Source organism: Halarcobacter sp., assembly GCF_963675975.1.
Lineage (GTDB): Bacteria > Campylobacterota > Campylobacteria > Campylobacterales > Arcobacteraceae > Halarcobacter.
Map to the genome: position 1 here is coordinate 1,317,846 of NZ_OY780939.1, position 18,145 is coordinate 1,335,990.

An 18,145-nucleotide genomic window follows, 5' to 3' on the forward strand; every position below is an offset into this window, starting at 1 on the left:
AAAAATGAAAAGAATTTTAGTAATAATTAGTTTAGTGTTTTTTGCACTTAGTTTAAATGCAAAGGAAGTAAATAAGTCTAATAAGTTTAAAATAAATGAGTTGATACTTCTTCCACATATAGGAAAAGTGATTAAAAACAATAGCAAAGAATTAAATATAAGTGCTGAACAAATGCAACGATTTTCAAAAGAGGTAAAACAAGTTTATCCTCCAAAGTTTCAAAATCTGATTAGAAAAGCTTTTCCAATAGAAAAAAAAGTGCAAAGAAAGGTTTTAAAAGGTGCAACACCTTTAGAGTTAAAAAAAGATTTAGATGAGATTGCAAAATTAAAAAGAGAAGCAATAGATATAAAAATTGAAGCTTTAAATGCTTTTAAAAAAATACTTACAGTTGAACAGTGGAAAAAAATTATTCAACTTTCTAAATAGATTAATTACTTAACTTATGATAAAATCCTTTTTTATTTAAAAAGGGGTTTTATCACCATGAATAAGTCTGATATTACAAATATTATTACAATATTAATTTTAGCTTTTGGTTATGCAAATGATAATGATTTGGTTTATGCTATTGGATTATTTGCATTTAGTGGTGCTATTACAAATACTTTAGCTATCCATATGCTTTTTGAAAAAGTTCCTTTTCTTTATGGTTCTGGAATTATTGAAAAAAAGTTTGAAGCTTTTAAAGATTCAATACACAATCTTATAATGAACCAATTTTTTTCAAAAGAAAATCTAAAAAAATTTTATGAAGTTGAGTTTAGTAGTGTTAAAAAAACTATTGATTTTGAAAAGGTTTTAAATAAAACAGATTTTACTCCTGCATATGATTCTTTAAAAGAAGCAGTGATGCAATCAAGTTTTGGTGGAATGTTAGGGATGTTTGGTGGAGAAGCTGCTCTTGAACCTTTAAAAGAACCCTTTGTAGAAAAACTTAAAAAATCTATTATTGATATTTCAAACAGTGATTCTTTTCAAAAAATTTTAAATGAGACTTTAAAATCAGAAGATTTAAATGAAGATATACACGAAAAAATTTCATTAGTAGTAAATAATAGATTAAATGAACTAACACCAAAAATGGTAAAAGAGATGGTTCAAAATATTATCAAAGAGTATTTAGGTTGGTTAGTTATTTGGGGCGCAGTTTTTGGTGGACTTATTGGATTTGTTTCAACATTGGTTTAAACTTAATTAGTCTTACTTATCACAATTTCTTTTTCCATATCTTGGACATGGATTTTTATCATTTGTATAACATGCGAAGCAATATATAGTATCACATGTTTTGCAAGTGAGTTTACAATGCTTACACACATAAATTAATTTTTTTCTTTTTTCCATTCTTTTTTTTAAATAAATTAAACAATATGTTTTCCTAAAAGCTTTTCTTTTGTTTTATAGTAAATTTACTATTGCTTTATTGACTCAAATCAATGATATAAATTCTCAATATTGATATATTTACAAAAAATAAAAGGAGTTTTCCTATGGAAAAAATTGAAGTTTTAGGCTCTACGGTAGATTTTTATAAAGAGATTCAAAATGGTTTAACTGTATATCAGTTTGATACAAGTATGTGTGCTCCACCAGATCCTATGATAAATGTAATGGCTGGATTACAATTAATAGATGAAAATTCACAGCTTGTTATGATAAACCATAAGTCTCCTGCTGGTTTGTTTCCTAAAATTGAACAAGATTTTGATTTTAAAGAGGAACAAACAGAGGATGGAAAAGTAAAAGTTATCTTTTCTAAAAAGAGTGAAGCTTCAGGTGCAACTGATTTTTCACAAAATTGTTGTCAAGGGTAGATAAAAATCATGAATATTTCACAACAGTTTGCACCACCTTTTAAGTTGATTGCTCCATATTTTATAATTGGAGTATTAATATTAACTATTAGCACATTTTTATTATTTGATATAGATATATCAAGTGCTCATAGTTTAAATAATATTACTTTGTCTTGGGTACATCTGTTTTTATTGGGCTTTGTGATGATGATTATTTTTGGTGCAATGGCTCAGTTGGTTCCTGTAGTACTAGAAGTTGGGCATTTTGCAGTTGATTTGTATTACATAATATATCCACTCTTATTTGTAGGAACTTTATTGATGGCTTTTGGGTTTTATTATCCTACAGTATTACCCTATGGTGGAGTGATTGCTTTTATAGCATTTTTTGTATTTTTATTAGAAACGTTTTTAACAATAAAAAAGGTTAAAAAATTTAATTTTGTAATAACAAGTGTTTTAGTAGCAAATATATTTTTGTTTTTTGGTCTAATTGTAGGAATTGTTCTTGCTTTGGGTTACAGTGGTGCTGTTGATATTCAAGTATATCAAATATTAAAAGCACATGTATATTTGGTTTTAATAGGTTTTGTTTGTATTACTATTATGGGTATGTCTTTAGTTTTATTACCAATGTTTTGGCTTAGCCATAGTTTTTCTTGGATATATGTAAAAACCGCATTGCTTATATTAACTGTTGGGATTTTATTGGTAGTTTTATCAAGTTTTACAAATATCGTTTTTTTTGAGTATTCTGGATATCTACTTACTTTTCTAGCTTTTGTTTTATATTTTTTACAAATATTTATAATCTATAAAACAAGAGTACGATTAGAAAAAGATATATATTTTAAAAGCATGATGTTTTCTTATATTTGTTTGTTCTTCTCAATTATAATGGGGATTGTTTATATGTTTTACCCAAATGATAACCTATTATTAAGCCTTTCTTGGCTTGGAATTTTTGGTTTTATAACATTTATTATAACAGGACATCTCTATAAAATCATCCCTTTTTTAGTGTGGTATGAGAGGTTTTCACCCTATGTAGGTAAAAGAAAAGTTCCAATGTTAGCAGATATGCTTCCTATAAGAAGTGCAAATATGCAGTTTATGTTTTCTTCACTAGGGGTTGTAACAGTTGCAATAGGAATTTTGACTATAGATGAGAGTATTTATAAAAGTGGAGTTAGTTTTTTAAGTGTAGGTGCAATTTTTTTGTTAAACGATATTTTATATATGATAAGGTTTAAAGAAGATGTATAGTAAAGAAGAAATTTTTAAAGCAGTATCAACTGTAAATGACCCTGAAGTTGGTTTTAATCTTGTAGAAATGGGATTAATTTATGATGCCATTTGTGATGAAAATATGGCAGTTACAGTTACTATGACTCTAAGTACAAAATCGTGCCCTTTGCACCAAATGATTGTTCAATGGGTTGAAGAAGCCGTATTAAGAGAGTTAGCAAAAGTTGAGTTGGCAAAAGTTGATTTAGTTTGGGAGCCTGTATGGAATATTACTATGGCAACAGATGAAGTGAAAGCAAAATTGGCAGGTTAGTTTGAAGAAGTTTTTTAAACAATTTAAAAAAGTAAATACAGAACCCCTTGAACGTTCACATATAATTTGGTCTTGGATAGGTTCTTTCCTTGGCATTATGTGTATCACTTTATTTCATAGGGGTGTATTAGGTGATGAAGATTTAGGGTTGGTTATAGGCTCTTTTGGTGCTAGTGCTGTGTTAGTTTATGGGGCTATTCATTCCCCTTTAGCACAGCCACGAAACCTTATAGGTGGGCATATATTATCTGCATTAGTTGGAGTTGTTTCTTATAAACTTTTTTCAGGAAATATTCTTTTTTGTTCAGCTTTTGCTGTTGCAACATCTATTTTAGTTATGCAACTAACTCTTACTCTTCATCCTCCTGGAGGAGCTACTGCCTTAATTGCAGTTCTAGGTAGTGAACATATTCATAGTCTTGGATTTATTTATGTTTTATACCCTGTCTCAACTGGAGCTTTCATTTTATTTTTTATTGCGTTATTAGTTAATAATATCCCAAAACATAGACATTATCCTGATGGTATAAAATTTAATAAATTTATAATTAATCCTAAAAAAGAATCAAAAGATGATGATATGTTTTAAAGTTATTGATTTAAATCAATGATAATTGATATCAAAATAATTATACTTCCAAATAAAAAAAGGAATACATTTGACATATTTAATTATAAAACTTTTGCATATATTTTCTGTATTAATCTACGGTGGTTTTTTATTCACAGACAATCTTATTCTAATGAGAATGCAAAAAACATTATCAAAAGAGAAATATGCAGAGGTTAGAGCATACTTTAAAGATTTTACAAGAGTATTGGTTCCTAAAGCTTTAGTTGTAGCCGTAGTAAGTGGCTTGTTTTTATTTCATAATAGCTTTGGAATTGTTGGAGAAAATGGATTCTCAAATTTCCAAATTCTATTATCAATAAAGGCAGTATTAGGGATTTGGTTAGGTTTAAGAGGAATTCTTCAAGTATTTTTTGGAATTCAACCTCTTGTATTTAAAAGTCATAGGCTACCTTTTTTATTAGTTGTTTGTATAGTTTTTTTATCACAAGCTATGTATCATTTTTAAGGAATTATAATGAAATACCCAGAATTTTTTAACACAATTGAAACAATAAAACTACAAGATGATTTATCATCTTTTTTAGGTTCTATTGAGGATGGCTTAGTCGAGTTTAGTTACTTAGATATAGTAAAAGCTGCCGGTCACTCATGCCCAACTGTTGCAGGAGCTTATATTATGACTCTTTCTGCATTAAAAGAGTTATATAAAAATGAAATTCCTAAAAGGGGAGAGATTTTTGTAAGCTTTAAAGAGAACTCAAGTGAAGGAACAGCAGGGGTTATAGCAAATGTAATCACTCAAATTACAGGTGCAACAGAAAGTTTTGGATTTAAAGGTTTAAATGGAAAGTTTAAAAGATTTGACTTGATGAAATTCAATGATAGTATAACAACAAATGCAAAATTTCAAAGAGTTGATACAAAAGAATCTGTTGAAGTGGTATATAATCCAAATGTTATTTCAGTTAATCCTAAAATAAATATTTTGATGCAAAAAATGATGCAAAACCAAGCTTCTGAAGAGGAAAAAATAGAGTTTGGAAAATTATGGCAAGAAAGGGTACAAAATATATTTGGAAACATAGATAAAGTGATAAAAATATTATGACTGAAGAAAAATTTCAAAAAGAGATTTTAACATTAGAAAAATTCTTTGTAAAATTTTGTGAAGATAAACATGAAAATAGATATGCAAAAATTTATAATCTAGAGTATAAAGAATTTTCAATAGAAAAGAAAATTATTCTTTGTGAAGATTGTCACAACACTATATCTTATTCGTTTGATAGACTTAAAGGGTGTCCTCATGAAATAAAGCCTAAATGCAGGCAGTGTCCTAATCCTTGTTATGAAAAAACTAAATGGAAAAGTTTAGCAAAAATTATGAGATACAGTGGATTGAGATTAGGATTAATAAATATTAAGAAAAAATTAAAAATTAAATTTTAGAAAGGAAATTAAATGATTAATTATAAGTCATTATATTTAAGAATGACGCTTATTCATCTAACAGGAATAATACTTTTACCAATAAATGCAATATTTTTCACAGAAGAATATTTTGCTCAAATGGTTCAAATTGTAATTGCTATAGCACTTATATTTCATGAATTAGATGAAAGAAAAAATGGTAATAACTTATCAAAAGAACTAATAAAATTTTTAAAAAATATGGATAAAAAAGATGTAGCTTTTAAGATAAATACTTCAATGTCTAGTGAATATTCTGAAATAAAAAATATTATAGAAGAACGTGAAAAAATATTGATAGAAAAAGAAAAAGAAGAACATGCCTTAATAGAAGAGGCTAAAGAAGTAATGCAAAAAGTAAAAAAAGGAACTTATTCAAATACAATTGTTTCAAAGACTTCAAATATTGCAATTGAAGAATTTAAGAAAACAGTTAATGATATGATTGAAGATACAAAAAGAAATTATTCTATAATGAACACGGTATTAGAAGAATATACTAATTATGACTATAGAAATAATTTAGCACTAAACGAGATAAATCCTGACAGTGAATTAAATATTTTAGTAAGTGCTGTAAATAAGTTAAAAGAAGCAATAACTCAGATGTTATTAGAGAATAAATCTACTGGTGTAAGCTTGCAATCTTCATCAAAAGCTTTATTGACTAATGTAGATAAATTAAATTTATCATCAATTGAATCTGTTAACAGTTTAACAAATACTACATCTGTTTTAGAAAAAGTTACAATAAATGTATCTGAGATATCAGAACAAACAATTTCTATGTCAAAATTAGCTAACACAGTTGTTAAATCATCAAATGATGGAGAAAAACTAGCAAATAAAACAAATATTGCAATGGATGAAATTAATACTCAAGTAAAAGCAATAAATGAATCAATTTCTATCATTGATCAAATTGCATTTCAAACTAATATACTATCACTTAATGCTGCTGTTGAGGCAGCAACTGCAGGAGAAGCTGGAAAAGGGTTTGCTGTTGTTGCACAAGAGGTAAGAAATTTAGCAAATAAATCTACCGAAGCAGCAAAAAAAATAAAAGATTTAGTGGAGTTAGCTAATCAAAAGGCTAATGAAGGAAAAATAATTGCAAACAATATGATAGAAGGATATTCTAATTTGAATACTGATATTAATAAAACAATTGAAATTATAGAAAATGTAGCAAATATTTCAGAAGAACAGAGAATAGGGGTTGTGAAAATTAATGAAGCTGTATCTATCTTAGAGCAGCAAATCAAATCTAATAATGAAGTCTCAATAGAAGCAAATAATATAGCTGTCAAGACATTTGATATTGCTGATACTATTGTTGAAAAGGCAAATGAAAAGGAATTTGAAGGTAAAGATTCTATTAAGTGTGAAAAGTGTAAATAAAAAGATGGTTATAAATTTTTATGAAAAAGAAGTGAATAATTTTAAGAGATTATTATATCACTATGTTTGATGATGGAGATACTAAAATATAGTCAAAGAATTTATATAAATTAAAAAAAATACATAGCGACTCAAAAGAGACTGCACCTATATTATAATTCATTTTAAGATTAAAATATAATTAATTAAATTAAGTTACTATTAATATATTTTAATTCAATAATTGATTTTAATCAAGCACAAAAGTTTACTTATTTAGTATTCTTTTATAATGTCATTAGACAAAATATAAGGAGAAGAGAATGAAGAAAATATTACTTTTTACTTCAATAGTCGCGTGTGCTGCATTTGCTAATCCATACGCAAAATGTGTTGCATGTCATGGTGCAAATGGTGAGAAAGTTGCTTTAGGTAAATCAAAAATCATTAAAGATATGACGAAAGCAGAGATTGTATCTGCATTAAATGGTTATAAAGATGGTTCTTATGGTGGAGCAATGAAAGGTCTTATGAAAGGTCAAGTTGCATCTTTATCTGATACTGATATTGAAGCAATTGCAAATCAAATCGGTAAATAAAATCCCTTCTTTTCGAAGGGATTTTATTAGAAGCTAACTCTAATTCCAGTATAAAAGTATCTACCTACATTAGTTCCTAGTTCTTCTTCAATCTTTTTATCAAAAATATTATCTATTCCTGCATAAAATTGGAGATGCTTATTTATGTTATATCTAGCACCTAAATCGACTAAATTATAATTATTTGCTTTTGTTGTATTAGTTGAGTTTGTAAATTGTTTACCAATATATCTAAAATTTAGATTTGATGAAAATTCTTTAGTAATCTGATAGTTTGCTCCTATACTAGCAGAAATATTAGGTGTATACATTAATTCATTTCCAGTTGATTTATCTTTTGTTTTTAAATATGTTGCATCTAAAGAAAGGTCAAAACTATCATTAAATATATAACTAAATGAAGCTTCAATACCTTTTATAACTACTTCATCTAGGTTTTCAGAAGTATAATATTTAGCTGCTGTACCATCATTATAAGATACTAATTCAATTTTATCTTTAACTGTAGTATTAAATAGTGTTAATTGAGATGATAAATCATTATATTTATTTGATAATGATAATTCAAAAGTTTGAGATTCTTCTGGTTTTAAATCATATGCAGTTGTTTTTGGACCGTAAATAACTTCTGCACCAAATCTTTTTCCATCTTTATAAGAGGGGGAAACAACATAAAGCTCAGCAATATCTGGTGCTCTATACCCTTGTGCATAGTTTGCTCTTAAACTGGTATTCTCTCCAAGTTTTTGTACAAGTCCTGCTTGGAATGTAGTTTTATTATCTGCATTTGATATATTATCATATCTAGCACCAATCGTTGCATTTAAAGTATCATTTAATACTATTTCATCTTGGATAAATAAAGCTTTATATTTTACAACTTTTGTAATGAATTCACTTGAAGATGGATCAGGATTAATAGCACTAGATTCTCTTTTTTCTTTTCTATACTCTATTCCACTTGTAATAAAGTTTAAATCATTTAATTCATATTTTAAATTTGATTCAATACCGTCAATTGTTACATTTGCACTAAATTTTGTATTTGTTGGGCCTGTAAAATTTATAGGGTTTGTATAGTTTCTTTTTTTATAATAAGATCTATAAATATTAGTGTCAAGTGATAATTTCTCAGTAATAAAATATTCTAAGTCTAAAGATACATCTAATCTTGAGTTTTTATCTTCTGAGCTTACAGGAGTATTCTTTACTAAAATAGGTGTTCCTGAATTTATATATTTAGCAGTACCAATATATTCACCTTCTCTATTTTCTTTAAAATAATTTACATCAATTCCTACTTTTAAATTATCAGAAAAATCATTTTCAAATCTTGTTCCTATAGTCTTTGTAGTACTTTCATCTCTATATGTAACATTTGAAACTCCAGTAACTCCATGTTGAGCATCTGTTGTAATAGCTGAACCTGTACTAGGATTTGTAGCAACTTGGGAATATGATTTAGAAATACTATAAGGTGTTGTATCATTAATATTTCCATAGATTTTATATTTAAAAGTCCCAACTTTTGCCCTTGTTATAAAGTTTACATTCTTATTTTTTGCTTCTCCATCACCGTTTGATCCATATTTTATATCAATAGTGGTTTCATTCTTATCTATTTTTTTAGTGATTATATTTATAACTCCGCCAATGGCATCAGAACCATAAAGTGTTGACATAGAACCTTTAACTATCTCAATTCTTTCTATCATTGAAGCTGTGATTCTAGTCATCTCATAGGGACTTTCAGTTTCTCCACTTAATCTTTTCCCATCAATTAAGATTAATGTACCATTTGCACCAACACCTCTTAGTGAGATTGATGCTTTTGATTTAGAACTTGGGTGGGGAAATCTTGCATATTGTGCATTTATAGATGGAATTTTTTCTAATATTTTATCTAGTGTTGAAGCACCAGTTTTTTCTATCTCTTCTTGTGTTACAACTACTACTGAAGCTGTAACACCATCAATACTTTTTTCAGTCTTTGTAGCTGTTGTTACAGTTATTTCTCCTAAAGAAGTTGTATCTGCATAAATACTACTTATTAATACTGCACTTGTTGCAAGTGAGATTAAAATTTTTTTGTTCATTTTGTGTTTCCTTTTGTTTAAATTAAATTTTTATGTGAACATAATTTGTGATAAAATCACTGTTGTAATCATCAATATGAAATAAAGATGATGAAAAAAAGTTGAAAACCAAGATATATGGTTAAACCTCTTCATTATCAAAGGAACAATATAAAAAGATAATGCCAATAATAGACCTACTGCTATTTTAAAATGAAAAAGTAAAGTCATACTTTGAATATGAAAACTAAACAAATACAACCCACTTCCTATTAAAAATAGATTGTTTATAATGATAATTTTTCTAGCTCTAAAGCCTACTGCTTTTTCAGATTTTAAATAAATCTCATTTCCATACATCTTTTTTATTGCGGGCATTATAAATGTTCTAAAACTTACAACACTCATAAAAAATATTGCACTTAAAATATGTATTATTTTTGAAACTATAAATAAACTCATTTTTTAACCTTTTTAGAAATAGATACTTGTTTCTGGTAATTTTCCCCCTATTAGTTTTGAATTGCTTTGTTTTAAGATTTCAAAGAAAAACTCCAAATCTTTTTGTGAATCTTTTGCACTAATTGATTGTAAATTCACGTGAGCAATTGAATCAGCTAAACCATCCTCTTTTAACATTGGTAGTGTTTTGACAACAAGTTTTGCAGCTTCTTTGGGGTTGTTTTTATACCAAAGTAAAGACTTGTCATACTCTTCCATAAATCTTTTGATTAACTCTTCTTTACCTTTAGTCTCACCTAAAAAAGACATCCCCGCTTGTGGAATTTTTGCTTCTGTTTTAAATAATCTTCCCCACTCTTTTTGTAAATCAACACTTCTATATAAATCAGGTGCAATTAGTTTCAAAGGAAAAGAACCTGTTTTTCTTAATGCCATTGAAATAGCAGGTTCTGCTAAAAGTGCATGGTCAACCTGTCTTAAAATAAGTGATTGCATAGTATCAATTGGATTGCTTGAATAGATTAGTTTAAAATCTTTTTTAGGATCAAGACCACTTTTTTTGATAAGCTCTTTAAATACAATATCAGGCATGTCTTCTCTAAAAGGAACTGCTATTTCTTTTCCTTTAAAATCTGCAAGGGTTTTTAGGTTTGGATTTCTTGATACCATTCCTAATATTCCCCAAATAGAAACATTTAGGATCTTTATATCAACACCTTTGTTGAATAAATTTGCTGCTACATTTGTAGGTGTTGCTATAAATTTAACATCACTATTTAAAACTAAAGCTCTTAATTCATCTGGATTTTTCCAAAGTTTAAACTCTATTTGAACCCCAATGTCTTTAAGTGCATCTTCTTTTATCATATGCATAATTGGATGTGATACAGAAGCAAAAGGCCCTGCAACAACTAGTTTTTCTTTTGTCTCATTTGCATTTAAAAAAACTGCTAAAAACAGACAAAAAATTGCGAATATATTTTTCATGTATTTCCCTTATATTGATATTATAATTATTCTCATTAAATAAATAGAGAAAAATAATCCTCTATTTAAAACCTTTTAGGAGAACGAACTCCTAATTAACCTGGTATTCCATCTGCTCTTTTATTTAAAAGATATGGAAAACATATTTTTATGTAAATTATAAAAGGTATTGCCCAAAGGATTGAAGAGATAATATATGCTTGCATCAAAAATTCTTCATAAAATGGAATTAAAGCCCTTGTAAAAGTTGCTACAATAATTAGTATTACCCCAATGCTAGTATAAATATTTGTAAATAGATGTCTTCCTGTGTGAATGGTTGAGATTATCATCATAACTAGATAAAAAACTAAGCCATAAACACCAGTAGTTAAAAAGTGTCTAAAATGATTTAGTGCATAAAGTTCCTCATTTAAATAATCATATCCCAAAGCTGCATAGGCAATACTAGTTAAAATTAAAACAGAAATCATATACATTACAAATGGTTTTAGTAAAATATTATGGTCTTTTAAAATAAAATCATTGATAATAGCTAAAACAGAAGCAGCACTTGCAATTGCTAAATAAGCTAAAACAGAATTAGCTGGATAAAAAAACTCCACAAAGGTATATAAAGAGATACAAAATACAGCAAGATTATATCTTGGAGCCCTTGAGAAAAAAGTTTCATCAATCCCCTCATCTTCTAACAATTCATTTATTGCCTCCATATTTATTCTTCGCAAAGCCAAAATAATTAAAACTATAAATGCCCCAAGGCTTGCTATTATAATAGCATTTGAAGAGCTTTCACTAAAACCTAAAAGTGAAGCAAAAAACCAAATTTGTAAGGCTAGGATTACCAAGACATTTATAGCTAAAGATAAATGTCTTTTTCTTGGATCTAAAACAACAGGTTTAAAAATAATTGCTACTATCCAAATAATTGAAGCTATGTTTAAAATGGCAACTGTATAAATACCAACAAAATCCATAAACCAAAAACCAATTCTTCCTAAAGCCCAACAAATAACAAGGGCTGCTAAATGTTTTCCAACAACAGGAATGGTTCCTGGGAAAAGCTCTGGAGCACCCGTTAGGAAGAAGGCTATAAATCCAGCAATTCCAACACCAAAAAGCATCTCATACATATGCCAAGTTAATGGATCTTGTATAAATGACAAGTTAATATAACCAGCAAAAGTAAAAGACCATAAAATAATTGAGATTATGATATACGGTGCCAAAAGTAAAAATATAGGTCTAAAACCATATGCCAAAAATGGTGGAAATTCTCCTTTTGGATATGAAGAATAATGTTTAGTGGCATTTAGATTTTCTAATTTTTGTTTATCAAAGTTTTCCATTATTTTAACTCCAGTTCAAAGGTATTTATAATAGTTTTATTAGATAATAACTTGGCAGTTTCTTGGTAAACAAATTCATCATCCCTTAAAGATTTTTGTAAATCATATTTAAAGGTTTCAACAATATGTCCTACAGGTTCTGCTTTTAAAACTAAAATCTCATCGCTCAATTTAATTGCTTCCATTAAATCGTGTGTTATAAATAAAACACTTAGATTTTTTTCTTCGATTACTTTTATTAAAAGTGTTTGCAACTCTTTTTTTAATCCAATATCAAGGGCAGAAAAAGGTTCATCTAAAAAAAGTAAAGAGGGGTTTGTAACCATTGCTCTAGCGAAGGAAACCCTTTGTTTCATACCTCCACTTAAATCTTTTGGGAACTTTTCAAAATCTTCCTCTTCTAAACCAAATTGTAAAGCTATCTTTTTTGAACGTTTTATTCTCTCTTCTTTTTTTATCCCTTTTGCTTTTAAACCAAAGGCAATATTATCTATAACATTTTTCCATGGAAGCAGTCTTGGCTCTTGAAAAGCGTAAGATGAGCTATCGAAAGAGTTTTTTATTTTTCCCTCTTCTAAATCAAGTAAGTGGGCACAAAGATGAAGTAAAGTTGTTTTCCCACCACCACTAGGTCCTACTATTGATAAAACTTTACCTTTTTCCAAAGTAAAGTTAATATCTTTTAAAATATCTTCAAAACCAAATGAGTGGTCAACATTTTGAACAATTAATTCTTCTTTTTGATTTTTTATTCTCTCCATAATTCAACCTCCCTTTTAATTGGCTCTAAAATTAGATATTCGATTAATAAAAGTGAGCCAATCATTATTACAACCAAAGCTAAAGCTGTAGGAGTATCTAAATGGCTTCTAGCAATTGCAAGAGATGCTCCAATACCATCATTTGCAGATAATAGTTCAGCCATAACTACAATTTTCCAAGCCATACCTAAAGCACTAATCCAAGCAGGAAATATATATGAAAAAATATGTGGAAAATATAAGTCAGTAAGTTTCATAAGAAAAGGAGCTTTAAAACTTTCTGCCATCTCATTTAAATTTCCCTCTAAAGTTCTAGTTCCTTGCAAAGCTCCTATAAAAACAATAGGGAAAGAGGCAACAATAACAGTAAATATTACAGTTGTATCACTCATCCCAAACCAAATCATCGCCAAAACAATCCAAGCAATTGGAGGCATCCCCACTAAAATAGTTACAATTGGTCTACTCATCATTGAAGCAGTAACAAATAATCCAGCTAAAAGTCCTAAAAATGAACCAAGCAAAGATGATATAACAAAACCAATCATTGCTCTTTTTACAGTTATTACAATATTTTCCCAAACATCTTTATCTCCTAGCATAGAAAATAAAGTTAAAAAGGTTTCTTTTGGACTAGGCAGTATTAAATCACCATATAATTGATTTCCAAAATCCCAAAAAGCAATAAATATAAATATAGAAGCAATAGAAGCCCAACCACTCCATAAATAAGCTGGAAAATCTTTTATAATTTTAAATATAAATTTCAATTTTAAACCTTTTAGAATATTAATTTTGTAATTTTAATAAAAATGATAATAATTATCATTGACTTAAATCAATAATTCTTAAGTTCATTTAAGTTAAAATATTTTTATGTATATAGATATATTGAAAAAAATAGATTTTTTTAAATTACTTAATGAAGATGAAATAAAATTAATTAATGATGCTTGTAAAATAATAACTCTTAGTAAAAACAATATATTATTTTATGAAGGAGAAGATGCCAAAGCATTTTATATTTTACTTCAAGGAAATTTGAAATTATACAAAACAGGTACAATGGGAAATGAAATAGTTATTCACAATTTTACAAAACCTACAATTTTTGCAGAAATGGCTACATTTCAAGAATCAACTTTTCCTGCTACTGCTGTTAGTGTGAGTAGTCACAGTAAAGTAGCAATTTTAAAAAAAGATATTTTTATATCTCTTTTAAAAAAAAATTCTAATTTGTCATTTCATATTATAGGAGCATTGATAAAAAAGATGAAAACACTAGAACAAACAATTCACCGAAACTTAGTTTATGATACAACTCAAAGAGTTTGCTTTTTATTAAAAGAATCTCCTAATATTTTAATTGAGAAAAAACATTCTACAATAGCAAATAATTTAAATATGGCTCCAGCTACATTATCAAGAACAATTAAAAAATTAAAAGATGATGATATTTTAGATGAAAATAATATGATAAAAGATTACTCTTTTTTTGAAATTTTAAAATAATTAACATATTTAAGAGTAATGTAGTTATTTTTTCTTAAATAATAAAGACATATTAAAGTATCTAGTTCAACTGATTAAAACCAATAATTTGTTTTAATCTTCCTTGAATATGTACAAAAATTAAAATAAATATATTTTTATTTTGAGTTGTTATAAAAATATATTCTTAAGTTGATAGTAGATTTTGTTATAAGCCTTCTAAACCCCATATTAAACCTTATTTAAATACAATACGATTATATTAAATAAAAATTCTAAATTATTAGGAGATTAAAAATGAGCGATGAACAAGATGGTATTGAATTATTAGTATTATTAGAAGTAGAGGGTTTAGAAGATAAACAAAGATTTGAAAAACATGTAAAAAAAGAGGGTTTTGTAGTTGTAGAGGATGAAGAATTTGTATACACAGGAAAATCAACAACATCCCTTTTTGCAACAAAAGCGTTTATCTTGGAAGTTTTTAAAGTTGCTTTACAAAAACAAGAATTTAAAGGAAAAGCAAATTTAGTATTTCTTTTAAATGAACTTCCATATCCTCCATATTATTATGATTTAAATACAAAAGAGTTTGAAGAGGCAGAGATAAAGGAAGAAACTAAATAGTGAACAGTATATACGAATTTTTAAAAAATTTAAAAGATGAAAAAAAATTAAAAGATTGTCAACTTCTTGTTGTAAATGATGATATTCAAGCTCAAATGGCTTCAGATATTATATCTTTTTTGGGTTTTAAACCTTTTGCATTAGCTGATTTTAGAGCAAACTTTGGGGATGATTTATTATCTTTTTCAACTGAACTTCAAGATATTACAAAAGTTTTAAATGAATACTACTCATATAAAAAAGAGAATAAAATTTTAATCTCTCCTGTTAGAACTATCTCTTTTCCTATGCCAAAAGAGAACTGTTTTGATTCTTTTGAAATCTCATTTGCCGATACTTTAAATCTTGAAGAGTTTAAATCTAAACTTTTTAATTGGGGATATTATTTTGTTGATATAGTTACTTCAGAAGCAGAAGTTTCTGTACGTGGAGATATTATAGATATTTGTCCTTTAGGAAGTGAAATTGGATATAGGGTTTCTTTATTTGATGATGAAGTTGAGAGTATCAGAAAGTTTGATATTGAAGACCAAAAGTCTTTTAAAGAGGAGATTGAGTCTTTTAAAATAACTCCAGCATTTCTAGCCTTAGATGAACAAAAACTTGAAGAGATAAATGAACAGATTGAAAAGGTTGAGTCTGATGCTTTTATTAAAGATATTCACTCTTTAGGGTTTTGGTATTTAGATGAGTTAGGTGAGTATTTACCTCAAAAATTAAACTCATTTATTACAAAAGAGGCTTTAGATGAACTTGAAGAGGTTTATGTTTTTGAAGATAAAAGAATAAACAAAGACAAGTTTTTAACTCTTCCTCAAATCTTTAGAGCAAAAAACTATCAAGAGATTGCACCAGCAAATGTAAAAGAGTTTTTAACTTTTCATGAAAACAAAAAAGTAACTATTATCTCTTCAACTGAAGCAAAAGTAAAATCTTTTGATTTAGAGCTTTCAAACAAAGATATCAATTATGTATTTGATTCTTATATAATAAATCTTGTAAGTGATGATGAGGTTATTATCTCACTTAATAAAGAGATTAAAAAAAGAAGAAAAAAGAAAATCAAACTTGTTCTTGATGAGTTACAAAATGGAGATTTTGTTGTTCATGAAAAACATGGTATTGGTCAATATCAAGGGATAGAACCAGTAGTTGTTATGGGAGCAAAAAGGGATTTTGTTGTTGTAACTTACGCAGGTGATGATAAACTTTTACTTCCAGTTGAAAATATTGATACTATTGATAGATATGTTACTGATGGTAGTTCTTATGCTGTAGTTGATAAGCTTGGAAAAGGAAGTTTTGCAAAACTTAAAGAGAAAGTAAAAGATAAACTTTTTGCAATTGCAAATGATATTATTAAAATAGCAGCTGCAAGGGAACTTGTAAATGGTATAAAAATTAATACAGACAAAAAATTACTTTCTGATTTTGCAAACAGTGCGGGGTTTGAATATACAAAAGACCAAGCAAGAAGTGTTAGGGAAATCTTTGAGGATTTAAGTTCAGGAAGAGTTATGGATAGGCTTCTTAGTGGAGATGTTGGTTTTGGTAAAACAGAAGTTGCTATGAATGCTTTACTTGCAACAGTTTTAGATGGATACCAAGCAATCTTTGTATGTCCAACTACACTTTTAGCTTCACAGCACTTTCATGGAATTAAAAAAAGATTTGCAGACTATGGAATCAAGATGGCAAAACTTGATGGAAAAAGTTCTACAAAAGAGAAATCTCAAATCAAAAAAGATTTAGAAAGTGGTGAGCTACAACTTGTAATTGGAACTCACTCACTTCTTAGTGTAAAAACAAATAACTTAGCGCTTGTAGTAATAGATGAAGAACATAAATTTGGAGTAAAACAAAAAGAGAAATTAAAAGCTTTAAGGGATGATGTTCATATCTTCTCTATGAGTGCAACTCCAATTCCAAGAACATTAAATCTTGCTCTTAGTAAACTAAAAGGTATGAGTTCCCTTCTAACTCCTCCACAAGAAAGATTAGGAGTTAGAACCTATGTTAAAGAGTATAGTGACAAACTTATAAAAGAGATTATCTTAAGGGAAAAAAGAAGAGGTGGACAACTTTTTTATGTTCATAATAACATCGCTTCAATAGAAGCTAAAAAAGCAGACATAGAAGAGGTTGTTCCAAATATCAAAGTTGAGATAATCCATTCACAAATAAAACCAGCCGAAGCAGAAAAGATAATAGAAAAATTTGAAAACAAAGAGTTTGATATTTTACTTGCAACCTCTATTGTGGAATCTGGACTTCATCTTCCAAATGCAAACTCAATTATCATTGATGGAGCAGATAGATTTGGTATTGCTGATTTACATCAGTTAAGAGGAAGAGTTGGAAGAAGTGACAAAGAGGGATTCTGTTATTACGTAGTTGAAGATAAAAAGAAAATTACAAATGATGCAATAAAAAGATTGGTTGCTTTAGAATCAAACTCATACTTAGGAAGTGGTACAGCTTTAGCCCATCAAGATTTAGAAATCAGAGGTGGTGGAAATATTATTGGTGAAGCTCAAAGTGGTCATATAAAACAAATAGGTTATGGTTTATATTTAAAAATGCTAGAAGATGCATTAGCAACTCTTAGTGGAGATACTAAAGAGGAAGCTAAAACTGTTGATATCAAACTAGCTATTTCTGCTTATATTAGTAGTGATTATATAGTTGAAGATAGAGTAAGACTTGAACTATATAGAAGATTGTCAAAATGTCAAAATAAAGAGGAAGTATACGTAATAGAAGAGGAGATGGAGGATAGATTTGGAAAACCAGATACTCCAACAAAACAATTCTTAGAATTAATCATGATAAAAATTCTTGCTCTGTCAAAATCTATTAAAACAATTAGCTCATATGAGATGAATGTTACTTTTACAAAAGGTGATGATACAAAAGAGACAATAAAAAGTCCTAGTAAAGATGATGATGATATTATTGATACAACATTGAAATACTTAAGAAAATAAAAGGAAAGAATAGGGGGGAGGG

General features: G+C 27.9%; 20 protein-coding genes. 14 read left to right on the forward strand and 6 right to left on the reverse strand.

Annotation, left to right across the window (positions count from 1 at the left end):
* Positions 1-4: 4 nt before the first annotated feature.
* From ACKU3H_RS06480 to ACKU3H_RS06530, 11 genes are all read left to right on the forward strand, one after another.
* The gene (locus tag ACKU3H_RS06480; protein ID WP_320036163.1) at positions 5-430 is read left to right on the forward strand and encodes a hypothetical protein; all 426 of its coding nucleotides are present in this window, start codon (positions 5-7) and stop codon (positions 428-430) included.
* 57 nt (positions 431-487) lie between these two features.
* The gene (locus ACKU3H_RS06485; RefSeq protein WP_320036164.1) at positions 488-1,192 is read left to right on the forward strand and encodes a DUF445 domain-containing protein; all 705 of its coding nucleotides are present in this window, start codon (positions 488-490) and stop codon (positions 1,190-1,192) included.
* A 302-nt stretch (positions 1,193-1,494) separates the two neighbouring features.
* Positions 1,495-1,818 (forward strand): hypothetical protein, encoded by a 324-nt coding sequence (locus ACKU3H_RS06490; protein WP_320036165.1) that lies wholly within the window; start codon positions 1,495-1,497, stop codon positions 1,816-1,818.
* A gap of 9 nt (positions 1,819-1,827) precedes the next feature.
* Entirely contained in the window at positions 1,828-3,066 is a 1,239-nt protein-coding gene (locus ACKU3H_RS06495; protein WP_320036166.1) for a hypothetical protein, read from the forward strand.
* Positions 3,059-3,361 (forward strand): metal-sulfur cluster assembly factor, encoded by a 303-nt coding sequence (locus tag ACKU3H_RS06500; protein ID WP_320036167.1) that lies wholly within the window; start codon positions 3,059-3,061, stop codon positions 3,359-3,361. The genes ACKU3H_RS06495 and ACKU3H_RS06500 overlap by 8 nt, the downstream gene beginning before the upstream one ends.
* 1 nt (position 3,362) lies before the next feature.
* Entirely contained in the window at positions 3,363-3,950 is a 588-nt protein-coding gene (locus ACKU3H_RS06505; protein WP_320036168.1) for an HPP family protein, read from the forward strand.
* A 70-nt stretch (positions 3,951-4,020) separates the two neighbouring features.
* Positions 4,021-4,440 carry a hypothetical protein gene (locus ACKU3H_RS06510; RefSeq protein ID WP_320036169.1) on the forward strand — a complete coding sequence of 140 codons (420 nt, stop codon included), beginning with the start codon at positions 4,021-4,023 and terminating at the stop codon, positions 4,438-4,440.
* Positions 4,441-4,449: 9 nt separating this feature from the next.
* Complete coding sequence (locus ACKU3H_RS06515) at positions 4,450-5,043, forward strand: FmdE family protein (protein WP_320036170.1); 594 nt, start codon at positions 4,450-4,452, stop codon at positions 5,041-5,043.
* Positions 5,040-5,384, forward strand: coding sequence for a nitrous oxide-stimulated promoter family protein (locus ACKU3H_RS06520; RefSeq protein ID WP_320036171.1), 345 nt, complete (start codon positions 5,040-5,042; stop codon positions 5,382-5,384). Before ACKU3H_RS06515 ends, ACKU3H_RS06520 begins: the two co-directional genes overlap by 4 nt.
* Before the next feature lie 12 nt (positions 5,385-5,396).
* The gene (locus ACKU3H_RS06525) at positions 5,397-6,806 is read left to right on the forward strand and encodes a methyl-accepting chemotaxis protein (RefSeq protein WP_320036172.1); all 1,410 of its coding nucleotides are present in this window, start codon (positions 5,397-5,399) and stop codon (positions 6,804-6,806) included.
* Positions 6,807-7,108: 302 nt separating this feature from the next.
* Positions 7,109-7,384 (forward strand): c-type cytochrome, encoded by a 276-nt coding sequence (locus tag ACKU3H_RS06530; RefSeq protein WP_320036173.1) that lies wholly within the window; start codon positions 7,109-7,111, stop codon positions 7,382-7,384.
* A gap of 26 nt (positions 7,385-7,410) precedes the next feature.
* On the opposite strand, the gene ACKU3H_RS06535 is transcribed toward ACKU3H_RS06530, so the two are convergent.
* The 6 genes from ACKU3H_RS06535 to ACKU3H_RS06560 form a co-directional block, all read right to left on the reverse strand.
* Positions 7,411-9,480, reverse strand: coding sequence for a TonB-dependent receptor (locus tag ACKU3H_RS06535; protein ID WP_320036174.1), 2,070 nt, complete (start codon positions 9,478-9,480; stop codon positions 7,411-7,413).
* Positions 9,481-9,510: 30 nt separating this feature from the next.
* Positions 9,511-9,921, reverse strand: a complete 411-nt coding sequence (locus ACKU3H_RS06540; RefSeq protein ID WP_320036175.1) for a hypothetical protein — start codon at positions 9,919-9,921, stop codon at positions 9,511-9,513.
* 12 nt (positions 9,922-9,933) lie between these two features.
* On the reverse strand, positions 9,934-10,908 hold the full coding sequence (locus tag ACKU3H_RS06545) for an ABC transporter substrate-binding protein (RefSeq protein WP_320036176.1): 975 nt from the start codon (positions 10,906-10,908) through the stop codon (positions 9,934-9,936).
* Between the two features lie 95 nt (positions 10,909-11,003).
* Positions 11,004-12,257 (reverse strand): NnrS family protein, encoded by a 1,254-nt coding sequence (locus ACKU3H_RS06550; RefSeq protein ID WP_320036177.1) that lies wholly within the window; start codon positions 12,255-12,257, stop codon positions 11,004-11,006.
* Complete coding sequence (locus ACKU3H_RS06555; RefSeq protein WP_320036178.1) at positions 12,257-13,018, reverse strand: ATP-binding cassette domain-containing protein; 762 nt, start codon at positions 13,016-13,018, stop codon at positions 12,257-12,259. The genes ACKU3H_RS06550 and ACKU3H_RS06555 overlap by 1 nt, the downstream gene beginning before the upstream one ends.
* Positions 13,006-13,788: an ABC transporter permease subunit gene (locus tag ACKU3H_RS06560; RefSeq protein ID WP_320036179.1), complete on the reverse strand. Its 783-nt coding sequence runs from the start codon at positions 13,786-13,788 to the stop codon at positions 13,006-13,008. The genes ACKU3H_RS06555 and ACKU3H_RS06560 overlap by 13 nt, the downstream gene beginning before the upstream one ends.
* A gap of 106 nt (positions 13,789-13,894) precedes the next feature.
* Between ACKU3H_RS06560 and ACKU3H_RS06565 the strand changes: the two genes are divergently transcribed.
* The 3 genes from ACKU3H_RS06565 to mfd all read left to right on the forward strand — a co-directional run bounded on the left by ACKU3H_RS06565 (position 13,895) and on the right by mfd (position 18,123).
* On the forward strand, positions 13,895-14,530 hold the full coding sequence (locus tag ACKU3H_RS06565; RefSeq protein ID WP_320036180.1) for a Crp/Fnr family transcriptional regulator: 636 nt from the start codon (positions 13,895-13,897) through the stop codon (positions 14,528-14,530).
* A 276-nt stretch (positions 14,531-14,806) separates the two neighbouring features.
* The gene (locus ACKU3H_RS06570; protein WP_320036181.1) at positions 14,807-15,136 is read left to right on the forward strand and encodes a hypothetical protein; all 330 of its coding nucleotides are present in this window, start codon (positions 14,807-14,809) and stop codon (positions 15,134-15,136) included.
* Complete coding sequence (gene mfd, locus ACKU3H_RS06575; RefSeq protein WP_320036182.1) at positions 15,136-18,123, forward strand: transcription-repair coupling factor; 2,988 nt, start codon at positions 15,136-15,138, stop codon at positions 18,121-18,123. Before ACKU3H_RS06570 ends, mfd begins: the two co-directional genes overlap by 1 nt.
* Positions 18,124-18,145 lie beyond the last annotated feature (22 nt).